The following is a 14,256-nucleotide window of genomic DNA, read 5'->3' as shown; positions in this document are numbered from 1 at the left end:
CTATATTATAGCATATTTGTAATTAAATATCTATGAATTACAGAGCGAGTAAGTTGTAAGTTATTTGTGTTTAATGAGATGGGGTGTTAATTGATTATTTTAATCACCAATACTCTGGAAACCAGTCGATTAGGTGGGCTGGAGCAATAGAAGCTTTGCTTGGAGAGAAGCTTGTGAAGGATGGCTTGGAAGGGGAGATCTCTAAACTACAGATCTTTCTTTCCTCTAGCTTAGTGACTTGGGTTTTAAGGAGCTCGACCTGGCGTGCAAGGGGAGCCGCTTTTTCAAGATCTTCTTCGGCAATCTGAAGATCTCTTAATGTATTGATTTTTAATGATTTAACTTTTTTAAGAATCCTGTCTGTGGGAGTTTCTTTTCGAAGCTCTAGATTTTCTCGGAGAAGAGGTAGGATAAGCTCTTCTGCAAGGGTGCCAGCAGGGATCAACCCCTTTTTCCTGAGGGCTTTGGTAATCACTGGAAATAGCTCGGTTTTGCAGAGAGAAATTGGACGTTTTTCTGTAGAAAGGGGCGTTCTTTCTGGGTTAGTAGGTCTAAAAGGGATGATTTTAATAGCGATGGCAGGAAGGTTTAGTTCCCGTCTAAGGGTCTCGATTCGGGCTTTTAGCTTTTGAGCCTCAAGCGGGAGCTCTCGAAGGGTTTCTTGAACCTTAAGGAGCCTATGCTTTGCTTTCCCATATTGGATAGTTAGAGTGTTTAAAGCCGCTTCGTTAGACTTATGGGTCGATTTAAGTGATTCATTTTCAATATTAAGCGATCTTATAAGCTCACCTTCAGAGCCTCCTGGCCCAAGAGCAGTAATAACGGCATCTGGGACGCCATAAGCGGCTAAAGTTGTTGCTGACATGAATTTCCCTCTTCTTTTACAACTATTATAAATGATACAACTATTATAACTAAAAATTGATTTTAGTTAAATAAAAAGAGGGATTAAAATAATTTATATATTATTTTTCTTTGGGCTCTTCGGGAACAAGCTCGTAGCGATAAGGGGGGTAGACTTTGACCACTTCCCCATCTTTGAAGAAGACAAGAGCTGTTTTGGTGCGCACTGCTGTTTCGAAGGCTCTTTGGAAGCTTTTTTCATGGGCCCTTAAGATCCAATCGTGCATTTCATTACTCATTGAGCAGCCTCCTCAATTTTTTTCCAAGTTACTGGATCAAGAATTTCTATAGAAGTATTGGTTTCTTTTTTTGCGATTATTTTTTTGGGAAGTTCCTCTGAAGAGTTATCCATAATAAGGGCAGAATCAACGAGGGGAAGATAGTGTTTTAGAAGGTTTTTGAGCCCAGCGAAGTAGCGTCGAACAATGGTTTCTTTTTCGATATGGTGTCCTCCTTGCTTCACTCTTTGTGTAACACGGTCAATGGCCTGTTTAGGGCTTGCAAGCCATAAGAAGGCGAGGTGGACTTCGTATCCTTGAGATTTTGCTTGCTCTAGGTGTTTAATGTAGTTTGTTCCGGCCCCTGTTGTTTCAAAAGCAAAGCTTTTTCCAATGTTTAGGAGCTCTTTTAAACGGGTAATCATGAGCTTACTGGCCGCTAAGGCAACACTTTCTGGATGCAAAGGGGCAAGCCCCTTTGCAATTGCGTCAACGTCAATAAATGCGTCAACAAGGGGGGCATCGGCAATAAGCCCCAGCGTTAAAGTGCTTTTCCCTTAGCCATTAGGTCCCGCAAGCATGAGGACTTTTTTGCTCATAGGAAACTCCTATGTGGCAAGAGCGGTGGCGAGCTCTTCAAGGAGCTCGCTGGAGCGCTTGAGGAAGGGGGAGAAGTCTTCGGCGGGGAGTTCTCGTTGGGAGAGAAGGGAGAGTTCGTAGAGCTGTTTGACGAGGGAGGTGGCAAGGTCGGGGTTTTTGGTCTCGAGTTTGGGGAGGGATTGGATGAGGGGACTGTTGGTGTTGATGACGAAGGTTTGTTTGTTGCCGATGTTGGGAAGCGCTTGCCCGGATAGGGCAAAGTAGTCCCGCATGCGGCGCTCTTTTTCGGAAAGCATGATGAAGGCGGGGACGGTACTGCTGGAAAGGCTTTTGGCTTCGACTTCGAGGCCTTCTTGGGGCAGCTTAGTGCGGAAGTAGTCAGCGATTTTGACCGCTTCGGTTTTTCCGTCGGAGTCGAGGACTGTTTTTTCTTTGTCTTTATCGAGGATGAGCTCATCGATGGCTCCGTCGAGTCTTTGGAAGGTGGCACCGGTGTGTTTTCCTTCGAGGAAGGTCATGAGAGGGGTATCAAGGTGGGACGGGGCAAAGAGAATTTCGATCCCTTTTTCTTTGTACATGTCGAAGAAGTGGGTCACCTGTTTCTCATCGTGGTGGTAGTAGATTTTTTTTTCGGGGTGGCGCTCCATGTATTCGTCGAGGGTGGTCCAGGTCTCTTCTGAGGTTTTCCAGATGAGGCAGTTTTTGACGCGGTCGTAGAACTTGTCATCTTGGAGGATGCCAAGCTTCAGGACCATTTCGATGTCGGGCCACTTTTCGATAAAGCTCTCCCGGTTGGACTGGAGCTCTGCGGTGAGCTTGTCGGATACTTTTTTGGAGATGTGGCTGGCGAGCTGCCGGACGGTCCGGTCCATTTGGAGGTTAGAGCGGGAAACGTTGAGGGGAATGTCGGGACTGTCGATGACGCCGCGGAGGACGGTGAGGAAGTCGGGGATGAGGTCTTTGCAGTTGTCAGAGACAAAGACCCGGTTGCAGTAGAGCTGGAGAGTGGGTTGGTTGGGGTCGATCCGCTTCCCAATTTTGGGGAAATAGAGGATCCCTTGAAGGTGGAAGGGATAGTCGACGTTGAGGTGGATCCAGAAAATGGGATCGGGCTCAAGGGGATAGAGGGTGTGGTAGAAGTCGATGTACTCTTTGTCGGTGCACTCGGAGGCGGGCTTGGTCCAAAGGGGCTCTTTGTCGTTGATGTGGGTTCCATTAAGATGGATCGGATAGGGGAGGAAGCGGCAATGTTTGAGAAGCATCTCCCGGATCCGCGCTTCTTCGAGGAACTCTTCCGACTCTTTGTTGATATGAAGGGTGATGGTGGTCCCCCGTTCTTCGCGGGTTCCGGCATCGAGAGTGTAGTTGGGAGAACCATCGCATGACCAGAGGGCAGCTTTGGTGTTTTTCTGGTAGGAGTGGGTGTCGATTTCGACGGTGTCGCTTACCATGAAGGAGGAGTAAAACCCGAGTCCAAAATGGCCAATGATCTCATCGGCGCCTTTGTCTTGGTATTTTTTGACAAATTCTTCGGCCCCTGAAAAGGCGAGCTGGGCGATATACTTTTCAACCTCTTTGCCTGTCATCCCCAGGCCGGTATCAGAAATCTGCAGGGTCTTTTTTTCTGTGTCGAGGGTGATGTCGATCCGAAGCTCTTCATCTTTAAAGTCTGCTTTCCCTTGGTCACGTAAAATTTTGAGTTTACTCATCGCGTCGCATGCATTGGAAATCAGCTCGCGGAGGAAAATGTCCCGATCGGTGTATAACCATTTCTTGATAATGGGAAGAATATTTTCACTGTGGATCTTTAGGGTGCCTTGACTCATACGTTCTCCTTTGTTTAGAGATCCATTTTATAAAGAAAATCACTCAAATGCAAGACTTTTATTCTCGCCTCTAGTAAGATGTAAGGCAAATATTAGGAGAAATTTCTTATGGCAACATCTTCTTCGTCTAATGCGCAGCCTCTTCTTAACCGTTGTATGTGTTTTCAGCCTGATACTTTACAGACCTCTATAGGGGTGAAAGGGTGGGCAGCTCTTATGCAAGAAGCCTTAGAGAAAAAGGATGACACTGCATGTAAAACTTTAGTAAGGGCTTTTGTAGATATAAGACCACCCCTTGATTTATCAGAAGAAAAACGGGTCATTTTTGGAGGTTTTAATCAGTTCAAAAATGGAGGCTCTAATGCTTGCACTTTTTGCGCCCAAATTTTTCTTTTAACGGTTTTTAAGAAAGGACTCGGGGGTATGTCTTCTGAGGTGGTTAACCAAATTGTTGATCGAGGGCTTGCAATTTATGAAGTTGGTCAAGAGGTTCGAAAAGCAAATAAAGATGTTAAAATGCTGTGGGAAAGCCCTGATAGTGAAGCAATTTTAGGATTGACCCAGCTGGACTCCAAGATATGGCCTGAAATGGAAAAGTATAAGATGCTCCCAGGTCAAAAAGGAAGTGCTTTAGAACACTTTAAAAACTTCCTTGCGAGTTTAGAACAAGTGGCCACTCAGGTAGGTTCCTTTGGTGTTGTGATCACTAATGAAGGTAAAACATCATCACTTGTGGTGTTTAGGCATGAAAACTCTTTTAGGTATGGGCTTTTCGATTCTCATGGAAATAGCGAAATAAATCCAAAGTCCAAAAATGCATTTGTTTTATGCTCTTCTAAGCGCAATGAAATAGCAGAGGGGCTTTTGAAGCTTTTTCCTCCTAAGGATAATCCCAAGCAAATTAATACTTTTCTTGTTCGCGTTGAAGAAGAGATACAGCTTCCAAATTTAGAAACCTCTCATAAAACATATTATCTTGGCGTTGGTTTTTTAGCATTGACTATAGTTGCTGTTGCGCAAAAAAAAGGCTACCTGAACTTTATCACCGATTACACTGACCAAAAGGGACAGACAATAACCCCGCTTGCTCCGCGTCAAATTCCGATCATTTAGTTTTCTTCGAGAAGCTTGCTGAAGCTCACGGCGTGGGCAAAAAAGGGGCTTTCTTCTAGGGACTCGGCGAGGCCGTTGACGTGGATGGGCTTAATCGAGTACCCCTTAGGGAGGCGAAACCGGTTCATTTTTTCTTCGAGCTCTTGGATGATCGTGTGGGGAAGGGGATTTTTGGAAAACTTAATTTCGCAGAGATAAAGCGTTTGGTCGTGGGTTTGGATCAGAAGGTCGATTTGACACCCTTGCTGATCTTGGGTTTTTCGTTGGAAGAAACGCCCTTTTTTTTTGGATGTCTTCTAAGGGGATGTGAAGCGATTTACAGAGGGGAATGAAGTTGTTTAGGACAAGGTTTTCAAACTGAAATCCCATCAATGAGCTCCATCCAGGTAGGGTTGTAATGCTCCGGTTTTGGAAGGTTCCATCCAAAATGTTTTCCTTATGGGGATAGATCATCTTGAGATAGAAATGGAGATAGTTATCGCTGAGCCGGTAGTAGCTGAGGTTAGAGCTAATATTTCAGGTATAATTTCTTGAGACAAACCCTGCAGCAATAAGATCATTCATGTAGTCAGCGCAGATGCCGCTGGGTTGAACGTTTAATGTTTTGTAAAGATCATTCAGTGTTGCTCTTACTTCTGCCAGACGGAAGATGATCTTGCTCCGTTTGGAAAAAAGATCATTGAAAATTCGCTCAAACTCGTTGAATTAAAGCATAGTTGATGGAGGTTTTCTTCTGCGGACTGGGAGGGAATGACCTCTTCTAGGTAGCGGGGAACCCCTCCGGTTACGGCAAGGGTCTTGAAAACTTCATAGGGGGCAACTCGATTTTTTCTCCATCCCAAAATTTTTTGCATTCAGTAAGAGGGAGCTCTTTAATCACCATATCTTGGGTAATCCGCCCGACGAAGCCGGAGCTGCTTAAGAACCTCAGTTTCGAGTTTATTTCACTCAGCCTCAGGGGATTTTAGCTTTCTTTTCTCCTTTTTGATCTCGGAAAGGGCCATTTAGACCCTTACCTTCGAGCAAAAAGAAGAAAATTTAAGCAAAACTCCCTCTGGAGCTAAGCAAACTAAACCCGAAACTGAGGTTAAGATGTTTTTTTCGATCCAGCTTGAAACAGAACCACAGATGACAAGAATCAGTTTGGGGTTTTTTGTAAAGTGGAGGCCCCAGGCATTTTTAAGCTTTCCAAGGAAGTCGGAGTCTTTTGAGCCGATCCATGAAATCTCATCAAGGACAAGAAGGATTCGCCCTTTGTCGGTGTGGCTGGAAAGAGACAAAAATAGGTCTCCCCAATCATCGCTTTTAGGTGAGGGAATATTAAGCTCTCGGACCATTTGGCGGGCAAACTCATCTCTTTGACTCTGGGCAGTAGTCCCTGGAGTCGGGGGAAGGCCAACAAAGAAATGGGTCGTCATCCCCGATCCAAACTCTTCGATTAGGCGACTTTTACCAATGCGTCGCCTTCCTCGCATGACTACTAGTGCTCTGTCAACCCTAAGAATTAGGATATCTTGATTTATCTTTTCCCGGCTGGCTTCGTGTTCGATCTCACAAACTTATAAAAGTTTAGATTCGATCTCCACACTTTACCAGCCAAAAAAAATCTCAACCAATTTATCCTTAATTTTAGGATTGAAAGAGCACTAGACTTGCACTCTGAGCCTTTAAAAGCTCTTTTAGAAAGTGGAGCTCTCCCCCTCTGCCAATAAATTTTTTTCATATCACGAAATCCTGTTTTCTGATTTTTGTGATATTAAGGAGTTAAGAGTTTTCCAAGGTGAACCACGCCCCCTTGCTCGAGGATAATCAGGATCACAACGATCGGGGCAATGTACCGAATAATAAAAAGCCAGGGACCAAAAAGGGTGCGGAGGGCCCCTCCTTGAAGAAACTCTTCGCGGGTCTCCTTTTTTTTCATCACAAAACCGATGAAAAAGGTCGTTAGGAGGGCGGCAACGGGGGTCATCCAACTTGCTGAAATATAGTTCATCGTATCGAAGAAGTTTTTCCCATAGACGGTTTCCCAGTTGGGAAAAAGGGCGCTTGACCCTGCAAGGGCAGAGGGGATCCCAAAGAGAAAGACGGCAGAAGAAGAGATGATGACGGCGCGGTGCCTTTTCCAGGAGAAGAGCTCCATGAGGTTGGCAACGAGCACTTCAAGGAGGGAGATCGAAGAGGTGAGGGCGGTGAAGACAAAGAGGAGAAAGAAGACGGTCGAGATGACGAGACTTCCGGGAAGCTTGGAGAAGAGGACGGGCATCGTTTGGAAGATGAGGCCGGGCCCTCCTTCGGGAGGGAAGTTAAAGGTGAAGACGATCGGGAAAATCATGAGGGCTGCTATCAGGGAAACAAGGAGGGTCATGAGGGCGACGATCGAGGCGGTTTTGGGGAGGTTTTCGGTGGGTGTCAGGTAACTTCCATAAGTGACGATAATCCCCATCCCGACGCTCAGGGTAAAGAAGGCCATCCCCAGCGAGTTGAGAATGACGGAGGGGGTGAGTTTGGAAAAGTCGGGGTAGAAGATAAACTTCACCGCATCGCCAAATCCTGGAAGGGTGGTCCCATAGATGAAAAGGGCGATCAAGATCACAAGCAGGGCGGGGGTGAGGATTTTGCTCCAGTGCTCGATCCCTTTCCGGATGCCGGTATAGACCACTCCCACATTGAGAAGGATAAAGATTAAGAGCCAGAAGAGGTTGAGCCCTGGCGAGGCATAGACGGCATCGAAAACGGCGCGGATTTCTTCGGGGGTTTTCCCCACCGTAAACTGGTTAAGCGACATCAGGGCGTAGTTAAGACACCACCCTGCCACCACACAATAGAAGGAGAGAATCACAAAACTGGTTAAGAGGTTGAGATATCCTAAAAGGCGCCAGTTACTGCCCTTTTTTGAGAGCGCTTCATAGGCGAAGATGGGGCTGTGCTGCCCTTTCCGTCCGATAGCGAGCTCTCCGATAAAGATCGGGACTCCCAAGCAGAAGGTAAAGATCACATAGAGAAGGACAAAGGCCCCTCCTCCATTGTCTCCTGCCACGTATGGAAAACGCCACAAACTTCCAAGTCCAATCGCTGAACCGGCAGCGGCCATGATAAAACCAAAATGGGATGCCCAATGTTCTCTTTGCATACGGGTTATGGTATGCTTTTTTTTTATTTGCGACAAGAAGGAGAACCATGGTAGAGAGAAAATGAGGGGGAATCTTAAGTGAATTTTATCGTCAGTAGTGTTGCGGTTGTTGCCTTTTCCTCTGTAGGAGCTCTTCTTGCAGCGATGATTCTCTACACCAAGAAGCGGCTCGTGAGTACCGCCCCCTGCAAAATTGAAATTAATGAAGATGAGAGCCTTACCAAAGAGGTCGAAGGGGGAAAAACCCTCCTGGCAGCCTTGACCGAACAGGGAATTGCGGTTCCCTCTCCTTGTGGAGGGAAAGCGACATGCAAGCAGTGTCGGGTGCGGGTGGTCGAGGGGGGCGGAGAGGTCTTAGAGACGGATAAGGCGACCTTTACAGCTAAAGAGCTGGGGGAAGGGTGGCGCCTGTCATGTCAGTGCAAAGTGAAGCAGGACCTGAAGATTAAACTCCCTGAAAACCTTTTAACGCTCAAAGAGTTTGAGGGGAAGGTTCTTTCCAACCGGAACGTGGCCACCTTCATCAAGGAACTTGTGATCGAGATTCCTCCTTCGGAGGGGTTTGAGTATCGGCCAGGAGACTATCTGCAGTTTCATGTTCCTAGCTATCAAACCAATACAACCTCATGGAGGGAGACAATGGATGAGGAGTACTATGAAGACTGGGAGCATTTTGATCTGTTTGACCATGAGATTGAGTTTGAGGAAGGGGGCGATGAGGTGATCCGTGCCTATTCGATGGCCTCTTATCCCGAAGAGGGGAACATTTTGAAGTTTAACATCCGGATTGCGACCCCTCCTTTTATTAGGGGGAAGATTGCCCCCGATATTCCGTGGGGGATTTGCTCTGCCTACACCTTTGGGTTGAGCGAAGGAGATGGGGTCAGGCTTTCAGGCCCTTATGGAGAGTCCCATATGATCAAAGGGGACGAAGAGATTGTCTTCTTAATCGGTGGGGCTGGATCCTCTTTTGGGCGGAGTCACATCATGGATCTTTTTAAAACCCAAAAGACCCAGCGGATTGTGACTCTATGGTATGGAGCTCGCTCTTTAAAAGAAAACATCTACCAAGAAGATTATGAAGAGCTCAACAAAAACCACCCTAACTTTACCTACCGTTTAGTCCTTTCTGAGCCGACCGAAGAAGATTTTCAGGGCGGGTGGCCCAAGGCCGATCCTCTCAAAACAAACTATCTCTTTAAAGCGTTTGAAGAGGGGCAGTTAAAAAAGATGGAAGAGCCAGAAAGTGCCTACTATTTTGTCTGCGGCCCTCCTCTTCATAACAGTATTGTGATGAAATTACTTGATGACTATGGCGTTCCAAGAGAGAATATAGTATTAGATGACTTTGGGAGTTAAATGTGAAAATCTTAGTTGTGCAACTGAATCCAATTGTAGGGGATCTTGATGGAAATACCGCCAAGATCTTAGCGAGCCTTGAAGAAGGGAGAAAAAGAGGGGTAGACCTTGTCATGTTTGGAGAGCTGACCCTCTGCGGTTATCCTCCCGAAGACCTTGTCTATCATAATACCTTCCTTGACTCGATGGAGCTCCACCTTGAGCGGATCATCAAAGGGTCCAAAGGGATCGCCGCCATTGTTGGGCTTGTCCGGAGGAACCTCGGCGAAGGAGAAAAACATCTTCTCAATAGTGCAGCGGTCATTAACGATGGCCACCTTTTAGGGTTTCAAGATAAATGGCTCCTTCCCACCTATGATGTTTTTGAAGAACGGCGCTACTTTGAGCCAGGAAAGAAAACCCAGATCTGGGAGATTGGAGGGAAGCGGGTTGGCCTCATCATTTGTGAAGACATTTGGCAACATGCTGGCTATGTGGGCTACACCCAATATGGAAGAGATCCCGTTGAAGCCCTTGTCGAACATAAGCCTGAAGTACTCCTAAACATCTCCGCCTCTCCCTATCAGTTTCAAAAGCCAGACATCCGCGTCAACGTCTGCGGCAAAGCGGCCAAAACCTTACAGTGTCCCGTGGTGATGTGTTGCCAAGTGGGAGCCAATGGGCAGATTATCTTTGATGGGTATAGCGTCTACGTCAACGAAAAAGGAGAGCTATGCCAACTTGCAAAAGGGTTTGAAGAAGATGCCATGGTTGTCGATCTCGAGGCAGAGCTTTGCCCCGTCCCTTTTGAATATGAGACGATGACAACCCTCTTAAGAGCGTTAGAGCTGGGGGTCAAAGACTACTTTGCAAAGTGTGGTTTTTCAAAAGCTCTTCTTGGCCTTTCAGGAGGGATCGACTCGGCCCTTGTCGCCTATATCGCTGCCCGTGCCCTCGGCCCCGAAAATGTTCTTGGGGTGAGCATGCCCTCAAAATACACCTCAATCGGGAGCCAAAGCGACGCAGTGACCCTTGCCAAAAATTTAGGGATCGACTTTTTAGAAATTCCGATTAAAGAGCCCTTCGATGCATTCACCCACCTTTTAGAGCCCCATTTTCAGGGAAAAAAGCCCGATATTGCCGAAGAGAATCTACAGGCAAGGATTCGGGGGATCATCCTCATGGCCCTTTCAAATAAACATGGCTATATCGTTCTAAGTACCGGAAATAAAAGTGAGGTTGCCTTAGGGTACTCCACCCTTTATGGCGACATGTGTGGAGGGCTGGGAGTGATCGGCGACGTCACCAAAACCAAAGTTTACGATCTATGCCGCCACATCAATGCCCTCGAAAAAAAAGAGGTGATCTTGAACTCGATCCTCGACAGGCCTCCCTCTGCAGAACTCCGCCCCGACCAAATGGACCTCGATTCCCTTCCCGAATATGGCGTTGTCGATAACGTTCTCGAAGGTTACGTCGAAGACTATCTCTCGATCGATGAGATCTCCGAGAAGCATCAGATCCCCCGGGAAGAGGTTCTGGAGCTCATCCAAAAAATCCACCTTGCCGAGTATAAAAGACGGCAAGGGCCTCCGATCCTCCGCGTCTCGAAAAAGTCGTTTGGCGTCGGCCGCCGTTACCCCATCGTTCAAAAATGGCTTTAGAGGATGTCGTCAAGAACTGATCAATCCTTAAGCCCTTCCTATGGAAAATTTCGGCGTTGTCCTCCTTCGAAAGCCCGATTTGGGCTTCCTGCATCGGACGCCTTGAACTTTCCTCATAGCAAGAGCTTCTTTATTGAGCATTTCTTGACGACACCCTCTAGTTACTTGCAAGAGATTGCTTTTCTTAACTCTGTGGGATACAATACGGGTGAGAAATGAAGGAAAACTCTACAAATGTCTTCAATAAACTGGCCAGAAATTTTAGCAATCTTTCTTGGGTTTGGAGCCTTTTTCATCTTTCTTATGAATCGTCTAGATGGACTGAGAAAAGAACTCAAAGGGGAAATCAAAGCACTAGATAAGAAGATCGATGTCCTTGAAAAAGAGGTTAACCGCGTATATTCTAAAGTTAGATTCTGTTGAGAAATTTATTGCTAGGTCTTCAGGGATCTTTTCAGAAACTTGCGATTTTTTTGCCTCAAAAATAGCGCCCGACTATTTACATTCGGCAAAAAAATCGCAAGTTTCAAGAAAACCTCCTCTGAATCCCTTAGCCCTAAATTTCTCAACAGAACCTAGTAATATTGGATCTATGATGGGTCGCTAAGGGGATCTTCTTTTCCCTAACTCCCTATAAATGTTTTCCCTTCTTGAAGCATTAGGAGCCTGTCAAACCCCAAAGCGATTCCATAGCAGTCGGGGAGTCCGTGCTCTAGCGCTTCGATAAACTTCGGGTCGATAGGGAGAGGCTTTTTCCCAAGGGCTTTCCTCTCTTCGTTGGCCATGACAAGACGCTTTTTTTGCTCCACTGGGTCGCCTAGTTCGTGGTAGCCGTTCCCCAGCTCGATCCCCTTAAAGTAAAACTCGAACCGCTCGGCAACTTCTTCTCCATCGATGTGGGTTGTTTGCGCTAAGGCTACTTGCTCCTTTGGATAAGGGGTGATGATCGATACTTTCCCTTGCCCGAGGTGGGGCTCGATCAGACATCCCCAAATTTCATTCAGCCCTTCAAGTTCGATCCCCTTTTCTTTTGCGATCACGCGTAACTTCTCCGCAGGAGCATCGTAAGGAACCCCCAAGTGCTTTTCAAAGGCCTCCCGGTAGGAGAGAATTTCATAAGGAACATCTCCGAGAAAAAGGGCAAGGAGAGCAAGGTTTTCCTCTAGGAAAGAAGTGAGGGTTGTTCCCACCCGGTACCATTCGATCATGGTAAACTCGGGGCGGTGGAGGGGGCCCACTTCTTCTTTCCGGTAGACATGGCTAAGCTGGTAGATATCGCCACTTCCCTTGGAGAGAAGTTTTTTCATCTCATACTCGGGGGAGGAGTGGAGGTAGCCCCCGCCTGCCACCTCGAAAAGGTCGATGTGAGCATCGACCGATCCATAAGGGGAGAGGAGGTTCGTGTCCACTTCGAGGACAGCGTGGTCAGCAAAAAAAGAGCGGACCTTTTGAAGAGCCTTTGCCCGAAGTTTATGGTGAGTAAGGGTTTTGCTCATATTTGTGCTCCTATTTTAGCGATATTTGTTCTCCTGAAATTGAGAACATTGTCCATTAAGACAAGGCGAAATTTTTGGAGGACAAAGAGCGGTTAAAAGAGGAGTCAAAGATGAATAAAAACCTTGCTTACCATGAAGTCTAATCTTTAACGCGGGAGACATACTCGCCAGTGCGGGTATCTACTTTGACCAGCTCTCCCTCTTCGATGAAGATGGGAACCTGGATTGAGGCGCCAGTGTCGGTCTTTGCCGGCTTGAGGACCCGCCCTGAAGCGGTGTTGCCCCGGTCGCCTGGGTCAGTTTCGACGATTGTCATGTTGAGGAAGGTAGGAGGGGTGACATCGACCACATTGCCCTTGTAGAAGACCAGGTCGTAGACCGTGTCATCCATCATATAAGGCTCTTTATCATCGACGACCGTTAGGGGAACGTTGATCTGCTCATAAGTGGTGTCGTGCATGAAGACGATGCTGTCGCCCTCTTTGTAGAGCATCCGCATCTGGGTCTCTTCCACATCGGCAAGCTCAAACTTTTCACCCGACTTAAACGTTTTTTCGATGACACGTCCCGTCATGAGATGCTTGAGCTTCGTCCGGGTAAAGGCTTGCCCTTTTCCCGGCTTGACGAACTCGACGCCGACGATTGTGTAGGGCTCTCGGTCAAGCTCGACCTTCATCCCCGTTTTAAATTCATTTGTTCCAACTTGAGCCATGCAAATTCCTTAAGTTATTACCCAGGAGGCCAAGCTCGAGGGTATTGGAAACATTATGCCTATAAGAGCTCTAATTGTCAATCAGTCGAAGAAGAGGCATTATTAGATGACTCGTCTTGCTTCTTAGACTCTATCAGCCCATTGATTGCCATGTTATAGACATTGAAAACAATCGTTCCAATGGCCACATTGGTGATGAATTTGAGTTCTGTTCGAAGTGAGCGGCAGAAGGATTTGCCATAGATGTAGTTACAGAACTTGAACACAGGGACAGCAACTAAGGTGACCCCAATTATCGGGCCGAGTGGTTTAAACTGGTCATTGTCATAGGTCGTTTGGTTAATGACAAGCTCTACGCTGTTGCGCAGAAATTTTTCATAAGCCCAGTTTCCGATTACACCGGTAAAGTTGAATAAAGCTGCCATGATTTTTTCCTTTATTTATAAAATTGATGAAGAAGGTATGCTAATTGGTTGAACCGCCATCTTTTGATAAAGACTAGTTAGAGCAGGCTTTTTTAATGTGGAAATGAGCTCTACAATACTGTCTACATCAAGGTTGCCTTTTTCGTGGCTTATTACAAGAGATGAAGCGCTTGACATTCTTTTGATCCCTCTACTTGTTTCATTAACAACATTTTTGGTCGCAGCTTCGATTTGCTTTAGAATTTCTTGCTGTGCACTCGTTTGTATTTCGAGCGTTTTTAATTGCGCATCGGCTTTTTTAATTTGTTCTGCTCTATCTTTAAGCTGCTCACCACCAGAGGTCTTGATTTCCTCTAATGTTTTAACAGTGCTCTTTAGTATTTCAAGCTCTTTTGCCTTCTGTTCGTTAAGTTGTAGTGCGGTTTTGGTGGCTTCAGTGAGCGTTTGGAGTGTGGCATCGATTGATTGGTGGACAAGGGCTGTTCGGAGAATGCCAAAGCACAAAGCTGCTACAAAGGAAAGGGATGCTTGAAAGTAGTTAGGGCTCTTTTTTGTAGATCGGACAACCAGCCAAATAGAGTTGGCGAGAAAGGTAACAGTTAGAAAGTGGGCTAAACCTTTTTTTAGCTTTTCTGGATCGGTGATCGTTGCAACGAAACTGGTAGATGTTTTGAGGGTAGAGGTTATCTCTTTTGCGCCAACCATAATTTTTACTCCTATGCCGATTAAGTTTCTAATAAAAATGTACTAAATATTTAAACATCTTGTAAAGAAAAATTTTCTGGTCTCTTTCGCGTAAGGTTTGACACCTTTTGTTTTTTGGGGTACCCT

The 14,256-nt window shown here is 46.3% G+C and carries 16 protein-coding genes; 4 read left to right on the top strand and 12 right to left on the bottom strand.

Going from position 1 to position 14,256, the window contains the following annotated elements; translation table 11 throughout:
- Window positions 1–103: 103 nt before the first annotated feature.
- From NEPTK9_RS02625 to htpG, 4 genes are all read right to left on the bottom strand, one after another.
- The gene (locus tag NEPTK9_RS02625) at window positions 104–865 is read right to left on the bottom strand and encodes a hypothetical protein (protein WP_194847279.1); all 762 of its coding nucleotides are present in this window, start codon (window positions 863–865) and stop codon (window positions 104–106) included.
- A gap of 100 nt (window positions 866–965) precedes the next feature.
- Window positions 966–1,142: a hypothetical protein gene (locus NEPTK9_RS02620; protein WP_194847278.1), complete on the bottom strand. Its 177-nt coding sequence runs from the start codon at window positions 1,140–1,142 to the stop codon at window positions 966–968.
- Window positions 1,139–1,585: an ATPase gene (locus NEPTK9_RS02615; protein ID WP_194847277.1), complete on the bottom strand. Its 447-nt coding sequence runs from the start codon at window positions 1,583–1,585 to the stop codon at window positions 1,139–1,141. The genes NEPTK9_RS02620 and NEPTK9_RS02615 overlap by 4 nt, the downstream gene beginning before the upstream one ends.
- A 144-nt stretch (window positions 1,586–1,729) precedes the next feature.
- Complete coding sequence (htpG, locus tag NEPTK9_RS02610; RefSeq protein WP_194847276.1) at window positions 1,730–3,547, bottom strand: molecular chaperone HtpG; 1,818 nt, start codon at window positions 3,545–3,547, stop codon at window positions 1,730–1,732.
- Window positions 3,548–3,655: 108 nt separating this feature from the next.
- Here htpG and NEPTK9_RS02605 point away from each other — a divergent pair, with 108 nt between their 5' ends.
- Window positions 3,656–4,660: a hypothetical protein gene (locus NEPTK9_RS02605; protein ID WP_194847275.1), complete on the top strand. Its 1,005-nt coding sequence runs from the start codon at window positions 3,656–3,658 to the stop codon at window positions 4,658–4,660.
- Here the strand turns inward: NEPTK9_RS02605 and NEPTK9_RS09820 are convergent.
- The 4 genes from NEPTK9_RS09820 to NEPTK9_RS02590 all read right to left on the bottom strand — a co-directional run bounded on the left by NEPTK9_RS09820 (window position 4,657) and on the right by NEPTK9_RS02590 (window position 7,790).
- Complete coding sequence (locus NEPTK9_RS09820; RefSeq protein WP_267239221.1) at window positions 4,657–4,788, bottom strand: hypothetical protein; 132 nt, start codon at window positions 4,786–4,788, stop codon at window positions 4,657–4,659. The two genes, NEPTK9_RS02605 and NEPTK9_RS09820, sit on opposite strands and share 4 nt — an antisense overlap.
- A gap of 501 nt (window positions 4,789–5,289) precedes the next feature.
- Window positions 5,290–5,514, bottom strand: a complete 225-nt coding sequence (locus NEPTK9_RS02600) for a hypothetical protein (RefSeq protein WP_194847274.1) — start codon at window positions 5,512–5,514, stop codon at window positions 5,290–5,292.
- 150 nt (window positions 5,515–5,664) lie between these two features.
- Window positions 5,665–6,135, bottom strand: coding sequence for an AAA family ATPase (locus NEPTK9_RS02595; RefSeq protein WP_194847273.1), 471 nt, complete (start codon window positions 6,133–6,135; stop codon window positions 5,665–5,667).
- Window positions 6,136–6,416: 281 nt separating this feature from the next.
- Window positions 6,417–7,790: a sodium-dependent transporter gene (locus tag NEPTK9_RS02590; RefSeq protein WP_194847272.1), complete on the bottom strand. Its 1,374-nt coding sequence runs from the start codon at window positions 7,788–7,790 to the stop codon at window positions 6,417–6,419.
- A gap of 78 nt (window positions 7,791–7,868) precedes the next feature.
- On the opposite strand from NEPTK9_RS02590, the gene nqrF reads away from it, so the two are divergent.
- The 3 genes from nqrF to NEPTK9_RS02575 all read left to right on the top strand — a co-directional run bounded on the left by nqrF (window position 7,869) and on the right by NEPTK9_RS02575 (window position 11,215).
- Window positions 7,869–9,149: an NADH:ubiquinone reductase (Na(+)-transporting) subunit F gene (nqrF, locus tag NEPTK9_RS02585; RefSeq protein WP_194847271.1), complete on the top strand. Its 1,281-nt coding sequence runs from the start codon at window positions 7,869–7,871 to the stop codon at window positions 9,147–9,149.
- A gap of 2 nt (window positions 9,150–9,151) precedes the next feature.
- Complete coding sequence (locus tag NEPTK9_RS02580; protein ID WP_194847270.1) at window positions 9,152–10,792, top strand: NAD+ synthase; 1,641 nt, start codon at window positions 9,152–9,154, stop codon at window positions 10,790–10,792.
- 234 nt (window positions 10,793–11,026) lie between these two features.
- Complete coding sequence (locus tag NEPTK9_RS02575) at window positions 11,027–11,215, top strand: LapA family protein (RefSeq protein ID WP_194847269.1); 189 nt, start codon at window positions 11,027–11,029, stop codon at window positions 11,213–11,215.
- Window positions 11,216–11,415: 200 nt separating this feature from the next.
- On the opposite strand, the gene epmA is transcribed toward NEPTK9_RS02575, so the two are convergent.
- The 4 genes from epmA to NEPTK9_RS02555 form a co-directional block, all read right to left on the bottom strand.
- Window positions 11,416–12,288, bottom strand: coding sequence for an EF-P lysine aminoacylase EpmA (epmA, locus tag NEPTK9_RS02570; protein WP_194847268.1), 873 nt, complete (start codon window positions 12,286–12,288; stop codon window positions 11,416–11,418).
- Window positions 12,289–12,427: 139 nt separating this feature from the next.
- The gene (gene efp / locus NEPTK9_RS02565; protein WP_194847267.1) at window positions 12,428–13,000 is read right to left on the bottom strand and encodes an elongation factor P; all 573 of its coding nucleotides are present in this window, start codon (window positions 12,998–13,000) and stop codon (window positions 12,428–12,430) included.
- Window positions 13,001–13,077: 77 nt separating this feature from the next.
- On the bottom strand, window positions 13,078–13,425 hold the full coding sequence (locus NEPTK9_RS02560) for a hypothetical protein (RefSeq protein WP_194847266.1): 348 nt from the start codon (window positions 13,423–13,425) through the stop codon (window positions 13,078–13,080).
- A 15-nt stretch (window positions 13,426–13,440) separates the two neighbouring features.
- Complete coding sequence (locus NEPTK9_RS02555) at window positions 13,441–14,130, bottom strand: hypothetical protein (protein WP_194847265.1); 690 nt, start codon at window positions 14,128–14,130, stop codon at window positions 13,441–13,443.
- Window positions 14,131–14,256 lie beyond the last annotated feature (126 nt).

Source organism: Candidatus Neptunochlamydia vexilliferae, assembly GCF_015356785.1.
GTDB classification, from domain to species: Bacteria; Chlamydiota; Chlamydiia; order Chlamydiales; family Simkaniaceae; genus Neptunichlamydia; species Neptunichlamydia vexilliferae.
The sequence above is the reverse complement of the archived record's forward strand: the minus strand, read 5'-3'. Positions and strand labels throughout refer to the sequence as shown.